This is a genomic window from Lysobacter sp. CA199, from assembly GCF_052078715.1.
In the GTDB taxonomy this organism is placed as follows: Bacteria; Pseudomonadota; Gammaproteobacteria; order Xanthomonadales; family Xanthomonadaceae; genus Lysobacter.
Window position 1 is genome coordinate 317,393 of record NZ_JBQJIL010000005.1, and the last position, 14,924, is coordinate 332,316.

10 protein-coding genes are annotated in these 14,924 nt (G+C 67.8%); 5 read left to right on the forward strand and 5 right to left on the reverse strand.

Going from position 1 to position 14,924, the window contains the following annotated elements:
- Positions 1-34 precede the first annotated feature (34 nt).
- The 3 genes from ACTOWJ_RS10925 to ACTOWJ_RS10935 form a co-directional block, all read right to left on the reverse strand.
- The gene (locus tag ACTOWJ_RS10925; protein WP_441334632.1) at positions 35-820 is read right to left on the reverse strand and encodes a peptidoglycan DD-metalloendopeptidase family protein; all 786 of its coding nucleotides are present in this window, start codon (positions 818-820) and stop codon (positions 35-37) included.
- Between the two features lie 117 nt (positions 821-937).
- On the reverse strand, positions 938-3,097 hold the full coding sequence (locus ACTOWJ_RS10930) for a SpoIID/LytB domain-containing protein (protein ID WP_441334633.1): 2,160 nt from the start codon (positions 3,095-3,097) through the stop codon (positions 938-940).
- Positions 3,098-3,483: 386 nt separating this feature from the next.
- Positions 3,484-5,403, reverse strand: coding sequence for an N-acetylmuramoyl-L-alanine amidase (locus tag ACTOWJ_RS10935; protein ID WP_441334634.1), 1,920 nt, complete (start codon positions 5,401-5,403; stop codon positions 3,484-3,486).
- 360 nt (positions 5,404-5,763) lie between these two features.
- Here ACTOWJ_RS10935 and ACTOWJ_RS10940 point away from each other — a divergent pair, with 360 nt between their 5' ends.
- Together ACTOWJ_RS10940 and ACTOWJ_RS10945 are read left to right on the forward strand one after the other, a co-directional pair.
- Positions 5,764-7,890, forward strand: coding sequence for a hypothetical protein (locus ACTOWJ_RS10940; protein ID WP_441334635.1), 2,127 nt, complete (start codon positions 5,764-5,766; stop codon positions 7,888-7,890).
- A 369-nt stretch (positions 7,891-8,259) separates the two neighbouring features.
- A complete protein-coding gene (locus ACTOWJ_RS10945; RefSeq protein ID WP_441334636.1) occupies positions 8,260-8,625 on the forward strand; it encodes a hypothetical protein in 366 nt (121 codons plus the stop codon).
- A gap of 307 nt (positions 8,626-8,932) precedes the next feature.
- Here the strand turns inward: ACTOWJ_RS10945 and ACTOWJ_RS10950 are convergent, their stop codons facing one another.
- Positions 8,933-10,060 carry a hybrid sensor histidine kinase/response regulator gene (locus tag ACTOWJ_RS10950; RefSeq protein ID WP_441334637.1) on the reverse strand — a complete coding sequence of 376 codons (1,128 nt, stop codon included), beginning with the start codon at positions 10,058-10,060 and terminating at the stop codon, positions 8,933-8,935.
- Between the two features lie 254 nt (positions 10,061-10,314).
- Between ACTOWJ_RS10950 and ACTOWJ_RS10955 the strand changes: the two genes are divergently transcribed.
- The 3 genes from ACTOWJ_RS10955 (at position 10,315) to ACTOWJ_RS10965 (ending at position 12,865) form a co-directional block, all read left to right on the forward strand.
- Positions 10,315-11,268, forward strand: coding sequence for an aldo/keto reductase (locus tag ACTOWJ_RS10955; protein ID WP_441334638.1), 954 nt, complete (start codon positions 10,315-10,317; stop codon positions 11,266-11,268).
- A gap of 102 nt (positions 11,269-11,370) precedes the next feature.
- Positions 11,371-12,345 (forward strand): DMT family transporter, encoded by a 975-nt coding sequence (locus ACTOWJ_RS10960; protein ID WP_441334639.1) that lies wholly within the window; start codon positions 11,371-11,373, stop codon positions 12,343-12,345.
- 127 nt (positions 12,346-12,472) lie between these two features.
- Positions 12,473-12,865, forward strand: coding sequence for a GFA family protein (locus ACTOWJ_RS10965; protein ID WP_441334640.1), 393 nt, complete (start codon positions 12,473-12,475; stop codon positions 12,863-12,865).
- Positions 12,866-12,946: 81 nt separating this feature from the next.
- Here ACTOWJ_RS10965 and ACTOWJ_RS10970 read toward each other — a convergent pair whose 3' ends face one another.
- A complete protein-coding gene (locus tag ACTOWJ_RS10970) occupies positions 12,947-14,734 on the reverse strand; it encodes a hypothetical protein (protein ID WP_441334641.1) in 1,788 nt (595 codons plus the stop codon).
- Positions 14,735-14,924 lie beyond the last annotated feature (190 nt).

Here is a 14,924-nt window from a genome sequence, read left to right on the forward strand (position 1 = left end):
GAGCGGGAGAGAGGTTGAGGTAAGGGCGCGCGCCTCAGCAATTAGGCGCAACCCGCCCATCCGAGCCGGTGTAGGTATAGGCATCGGGGATGAACCGTCCGCTGCCGATCCGATTCCAGATATTGCTGGTGCCGTAAGTACCGGTGACCGAGGTGCCGGTGGTCTGGCACTGGATCGACACCGCGGCGCCGTCGTTCAGGCTGCCGACGATCGAGTGCGTGGTGCCCGGGCCCGAACGCACGTTGAGCGGCGTGCCGTTGGTGTTGACCGTACCGGACGCGCCGCCGCTGCTGCCGCAGGAATTGCGGCTGGTGTAGTTGGTGCTGTTGCCGCTGCCGTCGAAATAATGGATGGTCGAACCGTTGAACTTGATCCGCTGCGCACTGCCGTTCAAGCGCTCCTCGAAATGCAGGTGAGCGCCGCTCGAACCGCCGGTGTTGCCGACCGTGCCGATCGAGCGGCCCATCGCCACGCTCTGCCCGACCGAGACCGAGTACGAATTGAGGTGCGCATACAGCGTGGTCCAGCCGCCGCCATGGTCGATCACCACGTACTTGCCGTAGCTGGTGTCGCCCAGGTTGCGCACCACGCTGACCGTACCGGCCGCGGCGGCGACGACGATGTCGCCTTCGTCGTTGGCGCGGTTGAAATCGACCGAGTTCTGCGGATTGTGGTTGGTGCGGGTCTGCCCGGCCCAGACTTGACCGCACGGGAACGGCATCTGGAAGGTCCGCACGGACTGGGCCTGGGCGGCGCCGGCGAACAGGGACGCGACGGCGAACAGCGCGGCGGCGCCGCTGAAACGGTGTAGCTTGTGCATGGCGGATCACTCCATCGATAGGGCCGCGATCAGCAAACGACGCGGCGGTTGGGACGATGCGGAATGGTCCGCAACGAAGGTTTCAACACGGTGCTCGCAGCGACGGGCCGGACGTGCTCAGTGCACGATCTGCACATCGTCGAAATAAAGATTCACATCGAAGCTGGTCTGTTCGCGCAGCATCCACACCGCATCCAGGCGCACGCTGGCCGCATCGATCTGGCCGTTGCTGGCGCCGGCCCAGGCGTTCCACTGCGCCGGATCGTCCAAGGCCCATTCCAGATACGTCCATTGGCCGGTCGGAATCGCGCGTTCGACCGCGCGTTCGGTACCGTCGCTGTCGTCGATGCTCAGCGAGGCGCGCAGGCCGCTGGCGCCGGTGTAGACCCAGAAGCCGACCTTGCCGCCGGCGCGGATCAGTTCCAGGTTGTTGGCCGGCGTGCCGCCGCCGGACAGCAGGCGCACCGCCCAGGCGGTGGCGACGTCGGGGTCGTCCTTGAGCAGCACGCGCAGCGAACAGGTACCGTTCTTGCGCGTGGTGCAGTCGTGCTGCGCCAACGACGCGGTCGAGATGCCGACGGTGCTGCCCGACAAGGTCGGCGCGCTGGCGAAACGGCCGACGCCGGCTTCGAAGTCGTCGAACACCACCGCGCCGCCGCCCGGCCCGCCACCGCCGTCGTTGGCGAGGAAGGCGTTGCGTTGACCACCGGGGCTGTTGTTGGCGTTGAAGTAATGATTGGCGATCCAGCGCCAGTCGCGGCCGTTGTTCGCGGCCCAACGCTGGGTGCCCCATTGGCTCATGCCGCGGCCGTGACCGAAACAACCGCGGCCGCGGCCGACCTCATCGGACAGGCACGGCCAACCGTTGCGCGGCGAACCGTTGCGGCCGTTGCCGCAGCTCAGATCGTTGTTGACGCAGGACAGGCCGTCGCCGGGATCGTCCCAGGCGTTGTTCTCCGAGGAGTACTCGCTGAACGCCGCGCCGACGCCGTCGCGGGTCAGCAGCACGCCGCGAGTGGTGGCGGCCGCGGCCACTGTCGCGGCGACGCTGTCGGCGTTGAAGGCCTGACACGAAGTGCTGGAGCAGATGTCGTAACGGCTGTTGACCGGATGGGCGACGTAGTACGCGGCGTAGCTGCGATACGCCACCGCACCGGCGGCCAGCGATTGCGCATTCCACGACGGAATCCATTCTTCGTCCAGGCCGCGGCCGACGTAGTCTTCGAAGCCGTAGACCGATACGCCGGTGCACGAACGTCCGGAGCAATTGGTGCCGACGCGGATGCTCGACGGCATCGGCACGTTCGCGGCCAACGCGGCCAGGCGCCGCGCCAGCGCGACCGTGTCGGGCCGCGCGGGATCCCACGCGGGTTCGTCGTCGGCCGCGGCCGCGTCGGTTTGAGCGCGCATCGCCTCCTCGGCCGGCAGCGGGCGTTGCTGATCTTCGCGTTGGCGCGCGCGTTGCTGCACGTGGCTGCGGTCGGTTCGGACCGTGCCGGTGCCAGGATCGAGGTCGACGATGAGGTGGCGACTGTCGTTGATCAGCGGCAGCGCGCTCAGGCGCTGGATGCGGTGGCCGATATGCCCGATCACCAGATCCAGCGTCGCCGGCAACGCCTCGCTGTCGCCGGCCAGCGAACGCGGCAGCGTCGCGGAGAGCTCGAAATAGCCGTTCGCATCGGTGCTCGCGCGCGTGCCTTGACTGCTGCGCACCTGCGCGCCCGCGAGCGGGCGGCCGCTGGCGCGGTCGTAGACGTTACCGCTGAAGATCGCGCAACGCGCGCAGGCGGCGGCCTTGAGCGCGAGCAGATCGAGCGCTTCCGACGGCGCCGATGGCGCCAGCCACACGGTCAGCGGCAGGGGTTGCGCCGCATCGATATGCACATCGGTGTTCAACGACTGATGCGCGCCGGCGCCGATCTGCAACCGGTAATCGCCCGGCGCCAAGGTGGCGATGCGCTCGCCGTTGTCGTCGATGCGAAGATCCCGCACGAACGCACCGTCGCTGCGCGCATGCAGCACCAGATTGGAATCCAGCGCGCGGCCGGTGACGCTGTCGCGCACCCGGATCGGCAGATTGCGCGCGCCGCTGTCCGCGATCGCAACGCGGGCGACATGCGCCGCGGAGGCGGCTCCCGCGCCGGCGCGCTCGCCGTTGCTGCGCAACCACTGGGCGAATACCGCGCCGGCGATCAACAGCGCGAGGATCGCCAACCACGTAGGTGCGCGTCGCGGCCGACGGGTCGGAGGCCGCGGTGGGTCGTTGGGTTCCGACATGGTGTCCCCCTGGTTCTGTCGGATCCGGTGCGGCTGGATCCGACTTGTCTGGATGCGGTCTTTTGGATCTCGCCTGCTGAATCTGCTGGGCTTGGATCTGCTTGCTTGGATCGTGTCTAACCGAATCGGATCTCGCCTTCGACGATATTGCCCAGCCCCTATGTCCGGGCCGTTGCCGCAAGACCGTTGCACGAAGTCTTTGTAGGAGGACCTTCAGGCCCGACTCGTCGCGGCCGGTCGCATCGCAGTTGCGTCGTCGCGGATCGAAAGGCGTCGTGCCTGAAGGCCCTCCCACAACAGACCTCCGACAAGAACCCTCGCTCACCTCACAGCCTCGATAAAAAGCGCGCAGGCCGCTGCGGGATTGCGGCCTGCGCGCTCGCCCCTCAGTTCTTCACTTGCACATCGTCGAGGTACACGTTGACGTCGAACGAGGTCTGGTCGCGGTAGAACCACACCGCATCGAGCTTCACCGACGCGGCGGTGATCGCGCCGTCGGCGCCGCCGACCCAGGCGTCCCACTGCGCGTCGTCGGTCAGGCTCCACTCCAGGTAGGTCCAGGCATTGGCCGGAATCGCGCGGCTCACCGAACGCTCGGTGCCGTCGCTGTCGTCGATGCCGATCGCCGCGCTCATGCCGGTGGCGCCGGTGTACACCCACACGCCGACCTTACCGTTGGCGCGGGTCACCGCGGCGTTGCTACCCGGATTGCCGCTGCCCGACAACAACCGCACCGCCCAGGCGTCGGCGCTGGCGGTGTCGTCCTTGAGCAGCACGCGCAGCGAGCATTCGCCGTTCTTGCGCGTGGTGCAGTTGCGCTCGGACAACGAGGCCGCGGCGATGCCGGTGGTGCTGCCCGAATACGCGGGCGAGGTGTCGAAATGCCCGACCGTGCTCTCGAAGTTGTCGATCACGCTGCCGCCGCCGGGCGGATTGCCGGGGTTGAGCAGGTTGTAATAGCGCGCCCAATCCCAGTTGATGCCCGGATCGGTATGGGTCTGGCTGCTGTAGTGCTGGTGGCCTTTGACCTTGACGCTGGCCGGCAACACGTTGATGCCGCTGCCGGCCGGGCCCTTGTAGGCGCTGGCGCAGCTGATCGCGCTGTAGGTCGCGCAGAAGTGTCGGGTCAATGCGGCCGAGGCGTTGTACATCGCCGCGGTGTACCAGCTGGCGTTGTTGACGAAGCCTTCGTGCTCGATGCCCAAAGTGGTCTTGTTGTGCACGCCGACGTGATGGGCCGCGCGGTTCTCGCGCACCATCTGGGTGATCTGGCCGTCGGAGCTGCGGATCAGGTAATGCGCGCTGACGCTGTTGGGATTGTTCTGGAACCAGGAGATGCTGCCGGCGTAATAGCCCTGCATCGTGTGGATGGTCACCGAGTCGTAAGACGTGCGGGTGGAGTGGTAGGGCGAGGCCACCCACAGCGCCGGCGGATAGTCGGTGCTTTTTTCGTCGGCCGCGCTCGATACCGGCGCCTGCAAGGTTTCGCTGACCGGATCGATCGCGAACGCCTCGCCTTGGGCGGGATTCAGGCGGCCGGTTTCGACTTGGTCGCGAGTCACGTCCAAACGCACGAACGGCGCGCGCAAGCGCACCAGCGCGCGCGCATCGAAGGCGCGCTCCCAGGCCACCGCGCGCTCGGGCACGACGATGCCGCGGTCGTTGACCCCCTTGTCCTGCGCGGACAGCACGTCGAAGGCGAAGCTGGCGCGCGCATGCGACTGCACCGCGCCCTTGGCCTGGCCCGGGGCGAACCCCGCATAGCGTTCCAAGGCTGCGCGGGTGCCTTCCACCGGCGAGGCCGCATCGACGCGGTCGGCACGCAGCTCGCGATCGAGCAAGGCCGCGGCGGCGAGGATGTTGCTGAGCGGATCGCGCTGCACGCGCGCGGCCGGCACGCCGAGCAGACGCGCGCCCTCGCCGACCTGATCGGCGAAGCCCTCGCCGTGGTACAGGCCCATGACGCCGTAGGCCTGCGGCATGTGCTGGTGCTGCTCGCCGTAGCTGTCGCTGCGCGGACGCAGGTGCTGCCAGCGGCTCATCACATAGGCCACCGATTCCAGGGTCCCGGCCGGGATCGACGGGTAACGCGCATAGGCCTGGCGGAAGTAAGCGACATACAGCTGACGATCGACCCGCTCCAGCGACTCCTGGATCTGCAGGCGTTGAGCCAGGGCCCGGTCTTCGGGCGCGGCCTGGGCCTGGGCGGCCGAGGCGGCCAGGCTGAGTGCGGCGACTACGGCGAACGACAGCGGCGACCACCACGGCTGATTGCGATCCGACCGACGGACGGAATATTCATTCATGTTCGTCATCCCCATGAGAATTAAAAATTCCCGCGCCGCTCTTGTACTGCATTTGCTTGTCGCGCAAGTGCTGACCGCCGCGGTTTGCGGGGGCAGTGTTCGGTTCCGCGACGACAGTCACCCGGGGAGTGCGCGCTGCGGCGAATCCGGGCGCTGCGGCGGCGCGCATCGCGGTGCGCCGCGTCATGGCCGGCCCGCTGGCGGGCGGCGGCGGGCCGGGCCCGACGGGGCGGCGCGACGCGTTCGTCGCCTGGACATACAGGTCTAGGGTTGGCCCCAGTTTCGCGCCTGAACGCGCGCTTCTATCGTGGCGTCCTGGACGCAGCGTGGCGTCCTCCTATCCACGACGAGGGAATTGCGATGAGCGGAGTGAGCGGCGTCAACTGGCAGATGCTGAGGAACCTGCCGCCGGAAGACCGGCAGGCGATACTCGACGCGGCCGCCAAGCCGCAGGCCGCGCCCACGCCCGAGGCCGCGCCGGCACCGCCGCCCACGCCCGCGCCGGCCAAGCCCGCCGATGCCAAGACGCCGGAAGAGGCGGTGAACTCGATCCACAACCTGCCGCTGCCGAAGAACGACGACCTGTCCTCGAGCATGCCCTCGACCGTGTACCAGTCGATCTACGGGCCGCGCGTCACCGAGTTCAACAACACCCGCCGCACCGAGGCGCAGGCGGCGCTGGACCGGATGGAGCCGAAGTGGCAGGACTTCCGCGACAGCGGCCTCAACGGCGCCACCGCCAGCTACGAATACCAACAGTCGAGCGACTCGTTCAACAGCAACCCTTACGTCAAGGAACTGCAGCGCATCGTCGGCGAAGCCACCGACAAGCCGACGCAAGTGCCGGCGTACCTGACCGCCCAGAAGACCGCCGCCGACCCGGCCGAAGTGTCCGCGCTGCCGCCGCAGACCATGCGCACTGCGCTGGATACTCTCGGCGTGCAGCTGCCGGTGAATGCGACGCCGGAACAGATCGCCTCCGGTTACGAGCTGCTCAAGCTGATGCCGCCGGACGTGCTGTCCTATGCGATCAATCCCGGCACCGCGGTGAGCTACCAGATGCCGGTGGCCGGCGTCGGCACGCCTTCGTTCATTCCCGCGCGGGTCAACGCCGGCGTCACCGTCGAGGGCAAGGTCGAGCTCTCGGACGTCCAGACCGGCGTGGATTTCCAGCGGACCCAGCAGTTCAAGGCCTCGGTGCAGGTGCAGGCCGAAGCCGGCGCCGACGTCGGCAAGACGCCGTTGCAGAAGCTCTACGGCATCGCCGACATGCTCGGCCGGGTGCCGCCGAACGTCAAAGAACTGGTCGACAGCTCCAAGCTGCTCAAGAACGTGGTCAAGGGGCTGCCGGTCTCCGGCCACATCACCGGATTCGAGGGCAGCCGGCTGAGCTATGAGGCCACGGTGACGCCGCAGCAGGGCGCGCGGCTCGCCGACGGCGATGCGACCGCCATGCCGAACCCGCTCGATCCGGTGGCCATGCCCGAGGGCACTTCGGTGCTGATGCGCGGGCAGAACCTCACCGGTTCGGATTTCGCGTTGAACTACAAGTCCATCGTCGGCATCGGCGGCACCCACACCGAACTCGACGGCGCAGGCTTCGGCGTGCGCAAGGTGGAGCCCAACGTGGTGGAGGTCTACGCCGGCCCGATGCAGACCGTGGAGAACGCGACCATGTTCGGCCTGGGCAAGGTCGGCTCCTACTCGATCGGCCTGAGCGTGGAGACCAGCAGCGAAACCCGCCAGTTGCAGACCGCGCGCATCGATCTGTCCACGCAGGAAGGCCGCGACGCCTACCAGGCGTTCATGAGCGGCGGCAAGGTGCCGGACTGGAACCCGCCGGGCGTGCAGCGCTCGGGCACCACCGAGGTGTTCAACGCCGAACACGCCGCGCGCCTGGGCATCGACCTGGGTCCGCTGTCGGTGGGCGTGGGCAACAGCAGCCAGCTCACCATCACCCGCAATGTCTGGCAGGACGGCACGGTCGATCAGACCAACAGCTACCAGTCGATGGGCCAGACCACCGACATCCAGTTCCAGGTCGGCGCCGACGGCAAGCCGGTCGAGAATTCCACCCAGTGGACCCTGGTGCTGCCCAACACCAGCGATGCCGCCGCCTCGTACTTCAACTCGTCCTATCACCCCAGCGAGCTCAACAAGCAGTTCGACGGCAACCAGCACCTGCAGTTCAAGTTCACCGACTCGGACCTGATGTCGCTGCGCGATCGCGCCCGTGAGAGCGTGGGCAACCTCGGCGGCGAGGAGCACGGCGGCCAGCGTCTGCGCGATCTGGACTCCGGCCAGGTGACGCCGAACCCGACCGAATTGGCCCAGAAGATCGCCATCGCCAAGACCCCGGACGACGTGTTCGCTGCGATCTCGCGCAGCGGCCAGGCCGGCTGCGAGGACTTCGTGTCGATGATGATGTGGGGCGACGACCGCAATACCGCGCTGCCGGGCAATTTCCAGATCAAGGATGCGGGCTGACGGTCGCAGCGGTTGCTCTGTTCGCGAAAACGCCCGGCTTGGCCGGGCGTTTTTTTACCAACGTGAGCTGGAAATCAAGTGCGCTTGATTGAAAGTTCCGACGCAGTTGGATTGGTGCGGTCGCGGCTTGCGCCGCTCCTACATGGGCGACGGTAGGAGCGGCGCAAGCCGCGACCGCGACAAACAAACAACGTCGCTGCTCGCGATCGCGATGCATCGCCCCTGACGCGCCACCTCCGTGCGCTGGCGAACGTACCCTCGTCCATGCTTACATTCAGCCCCCAGCCAGTCCGTTGCGCCTGCGCTCACAGAATTTCAACGGTGGCGCGCCGACACTGAAGCCCGTTTCTCCTGTCCAGGACCGACACGATGAGCAAGTTCGAATCCCTGCCCGACCGCGCGCTGGAACTGGTGCACGCGATCAGCGCCAATCTCAAGGAGGCCGCGCCCAAGGCCGGCCGTTGGCTGGAAACCGGCGCCAAGCTCGGCGTGGTCAAGTCCGGTGCGCGCACTGCCGGCGGCTTCATCCGCCGCAATCCGGTGGTCGCGGTGGCCGCCGTCGCTGGTGCCGGTCTGCTGTGGTACGCCGCAGCGCGCCGCAAGGCCCGCAAACAAGCCGAAGGCGGCGAGGCGATCGAAGGCAGCGCGCGCCGCATCGATGCGCGCCGCGCCGAACGCGCCGAGCCGCGACGCCGTCGCAGCAGCCGCAACGGCGGCGATGAGACGACGGAGTGATCGCGAACGCGCAGGCGGATCGGCGTTGATGCCGTTTCGCTCGCGCTGGCGACCATCAGCGGCGATACGATGAGCGCGAGGCCGGCAGCGATGCCGGCCTTCGCTTTTTTCGGGGTTGCGCGATGCTTTCATCGGCTGGGCTCTCTCCCGCTTTCGGGCAAGAGACCGCGCCTATGCCGCTGGCTGGCGCGGCACCGAACGCGCGAGGGGATAGGCATCGCGGGGCCAATCGCGGCTCGCACCCTCATCCGGCGCTTCGAGCCACCTGCTCCCGCAAGCGGGAGCAGGGGAGCGGCGTCGTGCGGCGCTACTCCGCCGGGGCGGTGTCCGAATGGTCGTGTCCCACCGCCTCGGGCAGTTCGATGATGAAACGCGAGCCGCCGTGCTTGCGCTCCTCGTACCACAGCTGGCCGCCGGCATTGACCACGATCTGCTTGGCCAGCGACAAGCCCAGGCCGCTCGACAGGCCGTCGTCGATTTCCTCGTCGTGCAGGCGCACGAACGGCTTGAACAATTCGCGTTGACGCGCGACCGGAATGCCCGGGCCGCGGTCGGCGACGATCAGTTGCCAAAAGCCCGGCGCGCTGTTGCGCGCGGCCAGGGTCAGGTCGCTGCCCGGCGCGTACTTCATCGCGTTGGTCACCAGGTTCTCGCTGACCTGGCGCAGCACGCGCGGATCCATCGCGACCCGGGCGATGCCGTTGGCCGGCGGCAGCACTTCCACGCGGATGCCGCGCGCGTCGAGTTGCATCTCGTAGCGGCGCACCAGCCAGTCCAGGGTCTCGGCCAGATCGGCGCGGCCGGTCTGTTCGGCGCGTTCGCGGGTGCCGGCCTGGCTTTCCAGGTAATGGCGGATATAGCCCAGCGCATCGTCGGCGCTCTCGTGGATCATCTGCAAATAGCGCGGCACGCGCTCGGGTTTGCAGCCGTTGTTGATCAACAGGTCGCTGGCGAACAGCACGCTGGTCAGCGGGTTCTTCAGATCGTGCGCGACCAGGTTGACCAGTTCCTCGCGCTCGCGCGCGACGCGTTCCAGGCGGTCTCGGGTCAGCTTCAATCCCACATGGGCGTTGACTCGCGCCAACAGTTCTTCGGGCAGGAACGGCTTGGTGACGTAATCGACCACGCCGGCGTCGAAGGCGCGCAACAACAGATCGCGGTCGTGGGCGGCGGTGACGAACACCACCGGCACGCGCAACGGCGAGCCGGCGCGCAAAGCTTCCATGACTTCGAAGCCGTCCATGCCCGGCATCATCACGTCGAGCAGGATCAGGTCCGGGGGCGAGGCGGCATACAGGCTCAGGGCTTCGTCGCCGGTCGAGGCCGACACCACTTCATAGCCCTGGCGGGACAATAGGGCGGTCACCACGCGCAGGTTCGCGGCCTGGTCGTCGACGACGAGAATGCGGCCGGTGGATGTCGCGGGTGTGCTCATACGTCCTGTAAATCCCCGTAGAGGCGCTGGATCGCTACGAATTTCACGTCAAATTCGCATACGTGAACCGCGTGGAAATCGTGTGGAAAGTTAACAGAAACCTTCACGCAAAGGCGGGACGGTCGACGGAAAAACTGAATCATTCACGCCAGTGCGACGACGGGCCGCAATCAGCCAGTCGATGTTGCAAATTCGGCATGACTGAAGCTTTTGCGGCGGCGCATCATGAACACCTGCGCATTAAGGAAACTGCAATGAACCTGCGTCCGCTCGGCCGTTCGTCGCTGTCCGTCGCCCCGCTGGCCTTCGGCGGCAATGTCTTCGGTTGGAGCGCCGATCAGGCCGCCACCTTCGCCTTGCTCGACGCCTTCACCGAGGCCGGCTTCGCCCTGGTCGATACCGCCGATGTGTATTCGGTGTGGGCGCCGGGCAATGTCGGCGGCGAATCGGAAACCCTGATCGGCCGCTGGCTGGCCCAGGGCGGCGGGCGCCGCGAGCGGGTGGTGATCGCGACCAAGGTGGCCAAATGGGCGCCGCGACGCGGGCTGGCGCCGGCCAACATCCAGGCAGCGGTCGAGGACTCGCTGCGCCGGCTCGGCACCGAGGTCATCGACCTGTACCAGGCGCACGAAGACGATCCGGCGGTGCCGCTGGAAGACACCCTGGGCGCGTTCGCGCGGCTGATCGAGCAGGGCAAGGTGCGGGCCATCGGCGCGTCCAACTATTCGGCCGGGCGCCTGGCCCAGGCGCTGGACGTGTCGGAACGCTTCGGCCTGCCGCGCTATGAAACCCTGCAACCGCAGTACAACCTCTACGACCGCGCCGGCTTCGAGGCCGAACTGGAACCGTTGGCGCGCGAACGCGGGCTCGGCGTGATCGGCTATTACTCGCTCGCCAGCGGTTTTCTGACCGGCAAGTACCGCGGCCGTGCCGACCTGGACAAGAGCCGCGCACGTGGCGGTTCGGTGGAGAAGTACCTGGACGCGCGCGGCCTGCGCATCCTCGCCGCGCTCGACGAGGTCGCAGCCTCGCACGGCGCGACACCGGCCCAGGTCGCGCTGGCCTGGCTGATCGCGCGGCCGTCGGTGACCGCGCCGATCGCCAGCGCCACCAGCGTGGCGCAGTTGCGCGAGCTGTTGGGCGCGACGCGGCTGGGTCTGGCGGCCGACGAGATCGCCGCGCTCGACCGCGCCAGCGCCGGCGGCTGAGCCGCGCGCCGCCCATCTGTACCGGCGCATCGACACGGCGACTGCCTCTGCCGCGCCGGCGCATTCCGCTCTAGGCTGCCCGATCCGAACCACCGATCGCCCATGAACGCCGCCATCGCTCCCGCCACCACCGTCCACCACGCCCGCCGCCTGGGTATCGCCATGGCCGCGGCCGGCGCGATCCTGTTTTCGGCCAAGGCCATCCTGGCCAAGCTGCAGTACCGCTACGGCGTGGACTCGCTGCAGGTGCTGAGCTTGCGCATGGCCTTCTCGCTGCCGTTGTTCGCGCTGCTGGGCGTGCGCGAGACCCGCCGCGCACGCGCGCGCCGGGCGCTGCCGTCGCGGCGCGATTGGGGCCTGATCGTGGTGTTGGGCGTGCTCGGCTACTACCTGTCGAGCCTGCTGGATTTCTGGGGGCTGGAATACGTTCCGGTGTCGCTGGAACGGCTGATCCTGTTCCTCAATCCGACCATCGTGCTGCTGATCGGCCTGTTCGCGTTCAAGCGCAAGGTCGCGGCCAAGGAATGGATCGCCCTGGCGGTGAGCTATGCCGGAGTGGTGCTGGTGATGGTCGAGAACCTGCGCGTGCAGGGCGAGCATGTGTTGCTGGGCAGCGCGCTGGTGCTCGGCGCGGCGGTGAGCTATGCGCTGTATCTGGCGATGTCGGGCGAGCTGGTCAAGCGCCTGGGGTCGCTGCAGCTGGTGGCCTACGCGATGCTGGTGTCGACCGCGGCGGTGTTGATCCATTACCTGATCGCGCGCGATCCGGCCGCGCTGTTCGGCCTGCCGTGGCAGGTGTACGCCCTGGCCGCCGCCAATGCCTTGTTCTGCACCTTCCTGCCGGTGACCTTCACCATGGCCGCGGTCGCGCGGTTGGGCGCGGGCACCGCCGCGCAGTTCTCGGTGATCGGGCCGGTGTCGCTGGTGTTCCTCGGCGCCTGGGTGCTCGGCGAGTCGATCACCTTGATCCAGCTGGTCGGCACCGCGGTCGTGCTCGGCGGCGTGTTGCTGTTGAGCCGGCCCGGCGCCAATTCGGTGCCGGTGGCGCCGCCGGACAAACCCGCCGCCGGCGCTTGAGGCCGCGGACCGCGACGCGGCGCCATTGCCGGGCCGCGGCAATCTCGATAATGGTGGCCCGATAACGGCGGCGACCGCGTTGCAGGTTTCAGCGCCGGTCGCCGCTCGATTTCACAGGAGACCCAACATGGACCGATTCACCGGCGGTTGCCTGTGCGGCAACGTTCGAATCGTGGCGTCCGGGCGCCCGTACCGGGTCGGGATGTGCCACTGCCTGGACTGCCGCAAACATCATGGCGCGCTGTTCCACGCGTCCGCGGTGTTCCCGCAAGAAGCGGTGACGATCGAGGGCGAAACCGGCCACTACGGCGGGCGGTTTTTCTGCCCCCGCTGCGGTTCGTCGGTGTTCGGCCGCAGCGCGGACGAAGTCGAAGTGAACCTGGGCGCGCTGGATGCCCCCGACCAATTGAAACCGACCTACGAACTGTGGACGGTCCGCCGCGAGTCCTGGCTGCCGCCGTTTCCGCAGGTCAAGCCGTACGAGCACGATCGCGACGCCGTCAGCCGCTTCGAGGACTAGGTCGCACGAACGCGGCTCGGGCGGCGCATGCGAATCGGGCGCCCGAGGGCGCCCGATTCCTTGCGTGGCGAACTGGCGACTTCAGTGCGTCGCCGACAGCGGCAGGAAATGCGCCTCGTGGAAAACGCCGCCGGCCCGGCACAGGCTGTTCTGCAAGGCCGCCAGATCGGTCTGGCGACGGCGCAGATCGCCGCCGTAGTTGCGCGACGTCGACGACACCATCGCATCGGGGATCGTGTACTGGGTCGGCGTGGCCAGGCTCGCGCCAGGCTGGTTGCCGATCAGGAACTGCGACAGCGCCGCCTGCGCGCCGGAGGAACGCGGCGCGACGTGCAGGAAGCTGCCGGTCTGGGTTTCGCGTCCGTGGCAGGCATCGCAGGTGTTGAGCGAGAACTTGTTGCGCGCGTCGTTGTTGGCGATGGCCGGATGGCGCCAGGCCTGCTGCGGCGAAGGATTGAGCGAGGAACCGGTCAGGAACGGCGTGCCCAGGTAGCTCAGCGGCACCACGTGTTGCTCGGCCAGCACCGCGGCCTGGTTGTTGTTGATGAAGGTCGCCAGCAAGCTGGTGGTGGTGGAGTTGTTGAAGCTGTGATGCGGGGTCTGCTTGGCCGGCACGATCGACAGCTGGTTGCTGCCGCGCACGATGTTGAACTCGCGCAGCTCCCACGGGTTCTGCAGGAACTCGTTGGTGCGGATCTGGTTGATCGCGCTGGCGTTGGGTTTGCGCGGCGCGGCGTTGGCCGAGGTGAACTGGTCGGTCAGCGCCTGCAGGGCCGAGTTGTAGCTCGGCGAGCCCAGCACCATCGTGCCCAGGTTGCCCCACTGCTGCGCGTAGCTGCGTACCGCCGGGCAGCCGTTGATCGGCACGCCGTACTCCAGGATCACGGTGAAGCGGTGCTGGGTGCACGAGCCGTTGGTGTTGCGGCGGATCACGCCGAACACGAACCGCCCTTCGCCGGCGCTGCCGCCGCCGTAGGCCGAATTGGTGCGCAGGTCGACGCGGTTGACGATGGCCAGCAAGCGCATCGGCGAGCGCGCCAGGTCCAGCTTGCCGCTGGTCAGGCGCGGCCAGGTATTGAGCACTTGATTGATCACCTGCGTGCGCGCCGGCACCGGGAAGGTGTTGACGCTGGTCGAAGTGCCCCAGGTGCGCAGCCAGTTCTCGACGAAGTCCGAGGGGTCGACCCCGGTCAGCGGCTGATTGGCCATGTTGGTCATCAGCCGGTTGAAGGTCCATGCGCCGTTGGGATTGCCGGCGTTGGTGCAGGCGTCGAAGGTACGGATCGGGTCTTCGACCACGTCCGGGGAGACCACCATCAGCGAGCGTTCCGGACGCACCCGGCGCAGCGGTCCGAAGATGATGGGGCGCGGAATCTGGATCGCTGCGCCGGCGGAGATCTGCTTGCGCAGCTGTTCCGGATCGAGGAAGCGCACCGGCTCCTCGGCGATCATCAGGCGGCCGTCGAACTCGAGCGCGGTGTCCTTCTCGCCGGCTTCGCGCTGGCGTTCTTCCTGTTCCTTGACGAAGGATTCGAAATCGAAGGCGATGCCGGCGCGGTACAGCTGCGGGTCCTTGTCGTCGCGCTTGAGCAGCACCGGTTTGCCGTCGACGTTGAACGGAATCTCGGCCGGCAGGTCCTGGCCCTTGGCGTACTGCAACTGCAGCAGGGCGTTGCCTTCGGACGACTGCGGCGTGGAGGTGATGGTGATGCCGTCCAGCGCCGGCGGGACTTGTTCGAAGCTGGACGTGTCGGCGGCGGCGGTGACGCGGCTGGCGGCGTCGGCCGGGGTGGGCGGAGACAGCAGGTAGACGGTGCCGGCGCTGACCGCCAGACCGATGCCGAGGGACAGCGAACGCAGGGTGTACATGGGTCGGGCTCCTCCGATGAGCAGACCGCGGTGGCGTAGCGCCAGGCGCGTAGCTAATCGGTGACGCTAGGGCCGGGGCGGGGTGGCCGCCAGCCTTGGTCCGGGATCAAATCGGGTCGATTTCTCAGGACGCTTGGCGATTGGCGCCATTCCTGCGACGGAAGTCGCAGAATCGGTGTGCGCGCGAGCC